This window comes from Deltaproteobacteria bacterium GWA2_45_12 (assembly GCA_001797365.1).
Taxonomy (GTDB): domain Bacteria; phylum UBA10199; class UBA10199; order UBA10199; family UBA10199; genus UBA10199.
The window spans coordinates 226-10703 of sequence record MGPH01000068.1 but is presented as its reverse complement, the minus strand read 5'-3'; the positions used below and the strand labels follow the sequence as shown (position 1 = coordinate 10703).

Annotated in this window: 7 protein-coding genes and 1 pseudogene; 6 read left to right on the top strand and 2 right to left on the bottom strand. The window is 44.9% G+C overall.

The window, feature by feature from the left end:
• Window positions 1-123: 123 nt before the first annotated feature.
• On the top strand, window positions 124-525 hold the full coding sequence (locus tag A2048_11030) for a hypothetical protein (protein ID OGP07215.1): 402 nt from the start codon (window positions 124-126) through the stop codon (window positions 523-525).
• 41 nt (window positions 526-566) lie between these two features.
• Here A2048_11030 and A2048_11025 read toward each other — a convergent pair whose 3' ends face one another.
• Complete coding sequence (locus tag A2048_11025; protein ID OGP07214.1) at window positions 567-2594, bottom strand: hypothetical protein; 2028 nt, start codon at window positions 2592-2594, stop codon at window positions 567-569.
• 230 nt (window positions 2595-2824) lie between these two features.
• Here A2048_11025 and A2048_11020 point away from each other — a divergent pair, with 230 nt between their 5' ends.
• From A2048_11020 to A2048_11005, 4 genes are all read left to right on the top strand, one after another.
• Complete coding sequence (locus A2048_11020) at window positions 2825-3118, top strand: hypothetical protein (GenBank protein ID OGP07213.1); 294 nt, start codon at window positions 2825-2827, stop codon at window positions 3116-3118.
• Window positions 3119-3380: 262 nt separating this feature from the next.
• On the top strand, window positions 3381-4670 hold the full coding sequence (locus A2048_11015) for a hypothetical protein (protein ID OGP07212.1): 1290 nt from the start codon (window positions 3381-3383) through the stop codon (window positions 4668-4670).
• A 100-nt stretch (window positions 4671-4770) separates the two neighbouring features.
• Window positions 4771-5670: a hypothetical protein gene (locus A2048_11010; GenBank protein OGP07211.1), complete on the top strand. Its 900-nt coding sequence runs from the start codon at window positions 4771-4773 to the stop codon at window positions 5668-5670.
• 91 nt (window positions 5671-5761) lie between these two features.
• A complete protein-coding gene (locus tag A2048_11005; GenBank protein ID OGP07210.1) occupies window positions 5762-6592 on the top strand; it encodes a hypothetical protein in 831 nt (276 codons plus the stop codon).
• On the opposite strand, the gene A2048_11000 is transcribed toward A2048_11005, so the two are convergent.
• Window positions 6569-9673: a hypothetical protein gene (locus A2048_11000; GenBank protein OGP07209.1), complete on the bottom strand. Its 3105-nt coding sequence runs from the start codon at window positions 9671-9673 to the stop codon at window positions 6569-6571. The two genes, A2048_11005 and A2048_11000, sit on opposite strands and share 24 nt — an antisense overlap.
• A gap of 116 nt (window positions 9674-9789) precedes the next feature.
• Between A2048_11000 and A2048_10995 the strand changes: the two are divergent.
• A pseudogene (locus A2048_10995) lies at window positions 9790-10478 on the top strand (hypothetical protein).

The following is a 10478-nucleotide window of genomic DNA, read 5'->3' as shown; positions in this document are numbered from 1 at the left end:
TCCTGCCACAAAAACAACAGAGAAATCTGTTGAAGAAACCATTCAAGCTCTTCACAACTTCAGCAAAAAACATAGTTTGGGCCGCCTTAAGCTTAAAAAACTAATATCTACCGGGAGAAAATAATGGATATCGTTTTGGACTGTTCTGTTGTCATGAGCTGGTGTTTTCAAGATGAAAAAGATGCCCATTCTGTAAAAGTTTTGGATTCACTCTCAAAAAACAAGGCCCATGTTCCTTCCCTTCTTTTTTTGGAAGTATCCAATGTTCTTGTAATGGCAGAAAGAAAGGGCCGGCTAACAGTAGCAGATACGGCCCGGTTTTTAGATTTACTGACTTCTCTTCCCTTAAGAATAGATGAGGAACCAAAAAATCCTGAAACATATCTCTTTTTAGCCAGGGAACATGGGCTCACTTCCTATGACGCCTGCTATTTGGAACTGGCAATGAGAACAGGCTCTGCTCTGGCAACGAAAGACAAGTCCTTAAAAAATGCCTGTAAAAAAAGTGGTGTCGTTTTATTTTAAATTGGATGGATTAATCGTAGGGCCCCCGCGTCGCGGGGTTTCTACCTAAATCTCACCGCCGAAGGCATCCAAGGATTACGGGACATTGTTTTGTTCCATCCAAAAAGATGAAATGCTCCGCCTGGTGCACGATAAACCGGGCCTTTGGGATTCCGTGCTCCGCCGCCTGCAGGATGAATCTTGGGGCCAGTTACTGGTTTGGCGCTGGAAACCGGATCCCCAATTTGCACAAGATCTTCTTCATCTCCCAAAAGAGCTTGAACATTCACATCTCTTGTCAATGAAACAGGACCTTCTGCTAGAATCTGTCCCCTTACCTTTCGTCTTTGAAAATCAAAAAACCCTCCAGGTCTGTACAAATCATTCACCTGTTGATGGGCCGCCAGATACTCTGCGGCCATTGCATCAGGGTCGAGCAAAACTCCTTCGGGAGCCCAAACCATTTTTCCATAGCGCATGTCATCGGGATCAAAATTGAAAATCCAACCGTTTTTTATTGCCCTGGAAAATTCCTGGGTCGCGGGAAAAGGTTGATTGGTACTGATTTGAGAGATGGGCAGATGCTCAGCCAAAGCAACAACTCCCGCTTGAACAGCCGCCATGGTTTCATTGGGGTTTCCCAACATGTATAAACCAAAAACCAGAATTCCATTTTCTCTTAAGTTTAAAAGCAGGCGCTTGGTCGCTTCTTGGGATTGCCATCCCCTATTCATCACATCAAGCCTGTCCCCATGAACGGGGGCTAAGGTTTCAATGCCAAGATAGACGGAAGTAAGTCCATTTTGAATCATTTCCTCCCCATGCTCCAAAAGAGCACGCACACTCACCAAGCAGGACCATTTCATGGGTTGGGGTTTTGAACTTAAATACCTTAAAATCTCCCCCTCATTCTCATCTTTCCAAATCCTTCCAAAATCCGGATCGACAAAATACACGCGCCTCACACCACGTGCATAAGCATCGTCGATCATAGCCTTGATTTCATCCACTGTGTAAGGCTTGCGGGAACCGTGAGAAAACATGTGCTCGGCACAATAGGAACAAAATTGGGAGCAACCCAAGCGAAGAGAGATATGCAGCGTTTGAAAATTCACTCGTTCCGGTTGATCTTGCGCGTTTAAACGCAACCATTCCACGTTTGCCAACATTTCTTCCGCTGGTGGATGGGGAAAATAATCGGGCACCTCTTCACTTACAAACCGGTTGTAAAGATATTCCTCTCCCGTTCCCCAAAAGCAGCGGTCAAAGGCCTCATCCAGAATTCTATAGGGCCCTGCAGCAGCATAATTACCTAACCACACTTCTTTTACACCGCGACTGCGGGCATAGAGGTTCATCTGCAAGAGGACACGCGTATTCACATTCAGCCCCGACAGCAACAAAACCTCAGGCCCTTGTCCATCAAAGGATGAATCAAAGGCTTGTTTAAATTCTTCAAAAGTCTGGGGCACCACAAAAGACATCTTCCTATCGGCAGGAATGGCTGCGTTTAGGAAAGCCATGGCATAGGGAGGGGAAACCGATCTTAAAATTCTCCCATCAGGATTGGCTAGGCTGGTCATGCTTCCCATGATGTCCCCCAAAAGAACGCGACGACCTTGCCCATCCACAACATAATCTTCCCTCACAAAATCTTCCTCGGGCGCAAAACCAAACATGACACGGGCCGTGCGCAACCTAGCATCACTTAACACACGATGATTGACCCTTTCACCAAAGGCCATAATCGATTGAGTGCGTACAGGATCAACTTCGGGAGGAATTTTGTAGGGAGGGCCGGGTTGCCAAGGAACAGACAACCGCTCGGGTGTAAATTGTGCTAAGCGAACCGCTAATAATTCAGGGGAAATCAAGGGATCTGTCGATAGGCCACTTGGAACATAACGACGCCAATCGTGGGCTGCAAGCAAACGAAGATCGCCCCTTTGCGCATCCAAACCAAGACGGGTTCTTAGTTCATCAGCGGCTTGTCTTAACTCAGGAGGAACAGCCAGTAAGGCCCTTCGATGAGTTATTTCGGATTCTTCATTTAAATCTCCACGCGCCAAAGCCTCCCAATCAAAGGTCATTGGTAACCTAGACAAATATTCCTGTAAGGGTGGGGCTATAATAATATCCATTTTGCTTTCATCTCCAAACTTGAAGGAACTATGTTAATTAATATTTAAAATCAATAGTTTATTGATATTTTTTTGGGTGAAAAAGAGGGTTTAAATTGAATGGAATTTACTTATGAAAAAGAGCTCTTTCTAAAAACTCATTTGACAGTTTTAACTGTAGATTGTTACAAGAAAGCACTTTGAAAAATTTCAAAAACAAATTGCGGCTTCATATAATCGCTACCTTCTTTTTACTGGGTTTTCTTATTGTTAGCCCCTTCCATGTTCATTTAAGCCGATCAGATGATGTTCAACATCAAAAGGAATGTTCTCTCTGCCTTAACTTAAAGCAACAGATTGCTACTACAGCACCCGAAGCCCCTCTTCCGGCCTTTTTTACAGAAACAACACAAATTAATTTTGTTCAAGCTTTTGTAATTCTCGATTCTTTTCTTCTCTTGCCTCTAAAAACAGGGCCGCCCTCGCTTTCTTAACATTCCAATAAGTGTCATTCCCGAGTGTTTTTATCGGGAATCTATCCCCGCTCTTTTTAAGACGGGAACGGGAACATGGATCCCCGATAAAAACACTCGGGGATGACAGAAACAATACTACGTGTCGGCGAACATCCTCCAAAAGGTTTGCCCCTACAATTTTAAATTTAATGACAACTATCCCTTCTCACTTTCTTCCCTCCTTTGTAAGCGTTGTCCTGAGCTTGTCGAAGGAGAGGGGTCAGGGAAGGTAGCAAAAAACATGAAAAAATTATTATCACTCCTCCATGTGGGAGGCTTGGTGCTGTGTTTTTCGCACCCGGCTTTCTCCCAAGAAACAAACCAAGAAATCTTAAACGAGCTCAAACAACTCAAAGAGCAGATTGCCGCCCAGCAAAAGCAAATGCAGGCTCAACAAACGCTAATCGAAAAATTAAGCGCCAAGGTTGAGGCCACAAGAAAACAACAATCGGACAACCAGTCTGCACCTTTAAAAACAGAGACACCAAAGACTAGCGTGGCTCAAAACTCCACCGAGACTAGATCCTTTGGGCCCATCAAATACAATGTGGCTGGGAGCGGGTTCCAGCGCATGCTTCCGGATATCAGTGTCATTGCCAATACGTCCGCGGCTTATTATTCTGAAAATCCAAGTGGCCAGGCTGAGGATGATCCGGAAAAAACGGGATTTAATTTAACGGAAATTGAAATGGCCATCCAATCGATCATCGATCCTTATTTTAAGGCCGATATCTTCCTTTCCTTTAATCCTGAAGGAGTGGAAATTGAAGAAGCCTACGCCACCACAACCTCCCTCCCCACGGGCTTGCAGGTACGTGCGGGAAAATTCAAACTTCCCTTTGGAAGGCAGAATCAAAAACATCCCCATGCGTGGAGTTTTACGGATAACCCCTTGGTCAATACCGATCTGCTCGGCCCGGAGGGAGGTTTAAACGAAGTGGGGTTGGAAATCTCCTATTTATTCCCCACTCCCTTTTTCCTTCAAGTTCAAGGCACGATGAGCAATGGGGATAACGAAAACAATTTCAACTCGGACCTGCGTAAGGATTTTCTCTATCAGACAAGGCTTTCCTCAAGTGTGGATCTCTCCGATGAAACAACTCTTCTTTTTGGGGCTTCCCAAGCCTGGGGAAACAATGACACCCAAAGGCTCACCGGCCTTTATGGTGGGGACTTCCTATTGAAATGGAAAGCTCGGGCAAACCGAAGTCTTACCTGGCAAAGCGAATACATGGCGAGGCGTAGGGATAATGTGGCAGGAACGGATACGGATCATGGTTTTTATTCGTATGTCGACTATCAATTCTTGAAACGGTGGCATGCGGGCCTGCGCTACGACTACCTGGGATTTGGATCGGATACCCTGGAAAAACAATACCGGATAACCCCGGCCCTTACTTTTACCCCCACGGAATTCTCTCTGTTGCGTTTGCAATATGATTACAACAAAACCCTCAATGAGGATGCGGTAAACGCCGTGTTCTTGCAAATGCAATACAATCTTGGACCACATGGGGCGCATGCGTTTTAACCAATAATATCCTGTACGGGCGCTGCTTGCCGCGCCCCTTACATGCCGCATCCTATTTTAATTCAGGGCGCAGCAAGCGGCGCCCCTACGGAAATATTTTATGAAAAAATTTATATCCTTCTTTCTCTTCGCATTTTTTATTTCTCATCTTGCCCATGCCAAACTCAAGGTGGTCACAACCACTTCTGATCTGGCTTCGATTGCCTCCTTAGTCGGAGGGGATTTGATTGAAGTCAAAAGCCTGGGAAAGGGAACCCAGGATCCGCATTTTTTGGATGCCAAACCCAGCTACACCGTTTTGGTGAGTCAGGCGGACCTTCTTATTGCCGTGGGTTTGGAACTTGAAATTGGCTGGATGCCCGTACTTCAAACCCAGTCGCGGAATCCCAAAGTGCAGATAAACCAACGTGGTTATCTGGAGGCTTGGCAGGAAATTCCTTTTTTGGAAATTCCCTCAGGCCGTGTAGATCGATCGATGGGCGATGTTCATTCCATAGGAAACCCGCACTACTGGCTAAATCCTCAAAATGGTCTCATCATGGCCAAAAATATTGCGGATCGTTTGAAAGAACTTGATCCTCAAAATGCAGAAATTTACCAAAAAAACCTGAATGCTTTTCAGACGGAACTGCAATCCAGAATATCTGCTTGGCAAAGTCAATTGAAAGGAATGCGTGGCCAAAAAATTATCACTTATCACAAAACCTTCAACTATTTTGCCGAATGGGCCGGTCTTGATGTGGCAGGCCATATCGAACCCAAACCCGGCATCCCTCCCAACGCAAAACACATCCTGGAAGTCCAGGATCAAATCCGGCGGGAACATATTCTTCTTGTTATCACCGAGGCATTCAATGATCCCAAGCCCGGCCTGGAACTCAGTAAAAAAACAGGAGCAAAGAATATTATGCTTCCAACAGCGGTTGGAGGAGAACCAGAAATAAAAACGTATTTTGATTTGTTTGACGTGATTGTAAAAAAAATAATCAACATTATTTAATTTCCCTCTCCCTTGAGGGGAGAGGGTGGCCTCGTGCAACACCCTCCCCTTAATCCCCTCCCCTCAAGGGAGGGGAGATTTATTTTATCCTATGAATATTCTCGAATTCCTCCTCCCTTCTTTTGTCGCATGCCTTGTCCTAACCGGCATCCACACCTACCTTGGCGTCCATGTCATTGCACGCGGGGTCATCTTTGTGGACATTGCATTGGCGCAATTGGCCGCCCTGGGGATGACCGTGGCTCTTGCGTTGGGACATGGGACTTCTTCTTTGACATCTTATTTAATGGCGCTTTCCTTTTCTGTAACAGGGGCTGGAATTCTTTCAGTGACAAGGATTAAGAAAATTCCTCAAGAGGCCATTATCGGTGTGGTGTTTGTGGTCAGTTCAGCCGCTGGAATTTTAGTGGCCGACCGTTCCCCTCACGGAACCGAGCACATTAAATATATTTTGGATGGAAGCATTCTCTGGGTGAGTTGGAATCAAATCATAAAAACAGGGATTATTTATTCCTTGCTGGGTGGCATCCATTATATTTTCCGAAAAAAAATGTTTCTGGTTTCCTCCGATCCTGATCTGGCCAAAAAAAAGGGGTTGAAAGTGAAAGTCTGGGATTTCTTTTTCTATGTGACCTTTGCTGTGGTCATTACAAGCTCGGTACAAATAGGTGGTATTCTTTTGGTGTTTTCTTTTTTAATCGTCCCCGCATTATGTTCGATGTTGTTGGTTAATCGTGTAGGGACAATCCTAGGATTGTCCCTACTGGTGGGATGGATTGTGGGAATTTTGGGAAGCATCATCGGCATTTCTGCTTCGTATTTTTTAGACCTACCCACGGGCTCCAGCATCGTGGTCGTGTTTGGAATTTTCCTCGTAGGGGCGCTGCTTGCCGCGCCCTTATTTACCAGACGTAACCAATAATTTCTTTTTTCTTCTTTCCCGAAAATCCTGGGCGATGGCCATGGCCACCGGCATAAAAAAAAGGGAAGCCAACGATCCAAAACCAATACCCCAATTAAGGGCCATGGCCATGGGCTGAATGAAGGGATCCCTACCCCCAAGGCCGATGGAGGCAGGAATAATTCCCAAAAGAGTGGTCAGGTTGGTAAGCACAATGGGCCGCAAGCGCGATTTGGTTCCTTCAATAATGGCTTCATAGGGATTTAACCCTTCATCCCGCTTTTTATGGATGAAATCCACAATGAGCAATCCCACATCCACCACAATGCCCGACATCCCCACCAAACCAAGCAGGGCCAGGAAACTTAACGGTTCTCCTTGAATTAAAAATCCCAACCCCACACCAACAAGTCCAAAAATAATGGTGGCCAATATGATAAAAGGAGCAATGGGGTCAGTGACGGTGGCCGCCAGAATAATAAAGGTTAGAAGAAGGGCCAAGCCAAACGCCTGATAAAAACTTTTTAATGACTCCCCGGTCTCTTCATATTCTCCACCAAAATGCACCGTGACATCATGATTATTTTTTATGTCATTCTTCATTTTTTTCTGAAGTGTTTTTGTGATCTTGCTTGAAGAACTCAGTTTCTGATCCAGTTCGGCCGAAACAGTCAAGGTGCGTCTTCTGTCAAAATGACGGATCACTTCCACGCCCCTGGCCTCTTCCACTTTCATTACATTCATCAAGGGAACAAGATTATCCATTTTGTTGGGAATAAAGATTTTTTCCAGGGTTTTTGGATCATGTTCCATGGCTTCGGGATAACGCACCAAAACATCAATATCTTCATCCCCTTCCTTGATTGTTGTGGCTATAAGGCCATCAAAAGACAAACGAACGGAAGTCGCCACTTCGTCCAAGGTAAGCCCGCTCTGGGCCACTTTGTCACGATTCACAGTAAGACGTTTTTCATTTTTTCCGGGATCAAAATCATCGACGACATCCGAAATTCCAGGAAGATCGCGTAAAACCGTTTTTACTTTTTCTGCATAAGCTTCAAGCTCCTCCCAATTTTCTCCTTTAAGACGCACGGCCACAGGCTTTCCAACAGGGGGACCGGGGTTGACATCATCAAAAGAAAGCTCTTCAAAGCCCTTGATCTTGTTTACAGACACACGAAGCGATTCGATAATTTCCCTGGCCTCGCGATCCCGCTTGGATTCGGGAGTAAGAAACACGGCAATCTGGGCCACATTGGAAGACCGTTTTGTAAAAGGATCATTGGGATCATTTTGTGAAATTCCCACTTCAGTCAACATGTGATCAAGCTCATCTTTGGGAAGGGTGGCCACAAGGGCCTCCACCTCTTTCATTTTATCCGCCATTATTTCCAGGGAAGTGCCGGTGGGCATTTTGGCACGCACAAAGAATTGTTCAATGCCACCCGATGGGAAAAGAACAAAATGAATTTTAAAAAACCATAATATCCCCACAAGGCTTGTGAAAACAAAAGTACCCAAGAGGGTTTTATAACGATGGGCCACCAAAAAACGAATCCACTGCCCAAAACGGTCAATGACATGGGGGCCAAAATATTTGTCATGAAAATGGTCACTGGCGAGGCTCTTTTTATTCTGATTAAAAGTATAAATGTGAACGGGTAAAATAATGAGTGCTTCAATAAGCGAGGCAATAAGGGTGATGATCACAACAATGGGAATCTGCCGCACAAATTTTCCCATGATGCCCGTCATCATTAAAAGGGGAAGAAAGGCCGTAATCGTTGTAAGCACCGTGGCTATCACCGCCTTGGTCACTTCCTGTGTGCCGTAAACGGTTGCTTCCCAGTATGATTTTCCCTCTTTCAAAAGACGGTGGATGTTTTCGGCAATGACAATATCTTCATCCACCAACATACCGATCACCATGATCAATCCGAACATCGAAAGAAGATTGATGGTGATTCCAAAATATTGCATCACGGCAATGGTCGCCAAAAAAGCCGTGGGCATGCCGATCAGTGTCCCCAAGGCCATTCGGGGTGAGAAAAAAAGAAACAGGGGAATCATCACCAGAATAAATCCAATGATGCCATTCCATCTTAAAACATTGAGTCTTCGCTCCACATAATAAGAAAAATCGTTGATCAGTGAAAAATGGAGTTCGGATGGCCCCATCTCCTTCATTTCATCCAGGGTTTTCTGGATTTTTTCCTTCAATACAAAAATATCGGTTTCCTTTTTTTTGACGGGCTGCAGGATAACGGCAGGCTTGCCATACGCACGATAATAAATGACAGGTTTTTCATGGGCAAAATTGACTGCGGCCACATCCCCCACTGTCAGATGATGCCCCTGGTCGTTGGAACGAATCACCACTTTTTTTATTTCTTCGGCATTCTTAAATTCCCCCGTCGTACGAACCAGCCATTCTCCGTGTGCATCGTACAAAGACCCTCCGGGCCTATTGATATTCTGTTTTTCCAAGGCACGTGCCACTTCAACAAGGGAAACATGAGCCGCCAAGACTTTCTCCGGATCAACCAACACATGAAATTGTTTTTCGTAATATCCTCTTTTAAGAACCGAAGTGACTTCAGGAATATCCAGCAATTTGTCTTCCAGTTTTTTGGCCCAGTCCTGCAAAACCAACTGATCGGTCGGTCCGGACAGGGCTATTTCCATGATGGGTTCATGATCGCTTTTTAGTTCCCGTACAACGGGCTTGTCTTTTAAATCATCGGGAAAATCTTCCACACGATCCACCGCACGCTGGATTTCGTTTACTATGCGGTCTTTATTTTTGGCATCGGGCTCAAGAACCAAAAGCAAAAGCGAATACCCTTCCGCCGAAATGGAATTCATTTCCTTGATGTCATCTACTTCTTTAAGTTCTTTCTCTAGAGGATAGGTGATGAGTTTTTCAATCTGCTCGGCGGTGGCTCCGGCATAGGGGGTACGAATACTAACAATATCAAAATTGACCGGCGGCCATACATCGCGGGGAATGCGAAAAAGGGCCACAAGACCAGCCAAAATGATGAATACCGCCAATAAGTTAAAGGTGAATTTGTTTCGAATGAGAAATTTAGTCAAATTCATAATGAGAAAAAGTCATAGAATTGAACGGTTAGGCAAATTCACTCAAAAAAACACAAGCAATTTTAGATATTTACATTTATACTTTTGGCACTTGGATTGCACTATATAAAAGGGTCATGGGAAATTTCAACTTTAGTTTCAAAATTCTTATTTTAGGGCTCCTTTTTTCTTATTCCCATTTTCTTGCCTGCTCTTCAAGTGACAATAATAAATCAAAGGCCAATCCAGTGTGTAATGATCCTGCCGTTTGCGACATTGACAATGACGGCATTGTGGCCGCTTGTGATGCCGATGATCAAGACCCTTTAAACCAGAATCTTCTTCCCGTGTGTGCAGCAGCACCCCCTCCTCCACCGGGTGGCGGTGCCGGAGGCGATGCCGATCAAGATAATGATGGGTTCACACCCAACGAAGGCGACTGCGATGACAGCAATGCTGAGATCAATCCTGATTCAACTCACGCCGAGATCATCGGAGAACCTGATTACAATTGTGATGGTCACATTGGCAAAATAGGAGAAGCCCTCTTTGTTGATTCTGATGTCGCAGCCAGTGGCACGGGCGAATTCAACTCCCCTTTTAAAACATTGCAAGAAGCTCTTGATGCGGCCAATAACGACAAACATATTATTTACGTTTATAAAAATGACATTGAAGTAAATGGCACCATCAACATCACCAAGGCTATTTCGTTATATGGAGGTGTTTCATGCCGTGTTCCCTCTCAAAATGGGGACCGTTTCCGCGCTTTGCCATCTACTGAATGCTCCGATGAAAATTATCTGGATCGTAATGATGAAGATAG

What these genes read in the sequence shown, in the direction of transcription:
- A2048_11025 (OGP07214.1), bottom strand. Translation starts at nt 2,594, where the DNA reads ATGACCTTTGATTGGGAGGCTTTGGCGCGTGGAGATTTAAATGAAGAA.
- A2048_11015 (OGP07212.1), top strand. Translation starts at nt 3,381, where the DNA reads ATGAAAAAATTATTATCACTCCTCCATGTGGGAGGCTTGGTGCTGTGT.
- A2048_11030 (OGP07215.1), top strand. Translation starts at nt 124, where the DNA reads ATGGATATCGTTTTGGACTGTTCTGTTGTCATGAGCTGGTGTTTTCAA.
- A2048_11000 (OGP07209.1), bottom strand. Translation starts at nt 9,673, where the DNA reads ATGAATTTGACTAAATTTCTCATTCGAAACAAATTCACCTTTAACTTA.
- A2048_11010 (OGP07211.1), top strand. Translation starts at nt 4,771, where the DNA reads ATGAAAAAATTTATATCCTTCTTTCTCTTCGCATTTTTTATTTCTCAT.
- A2048_11005 (OGP07210.1), top strand. Translation starts at nt 5,762, where the DNA reads ATGAATATTCTCGAATTCCTCCTCCCTTCTTTTGTCGCATGCCTTGTC.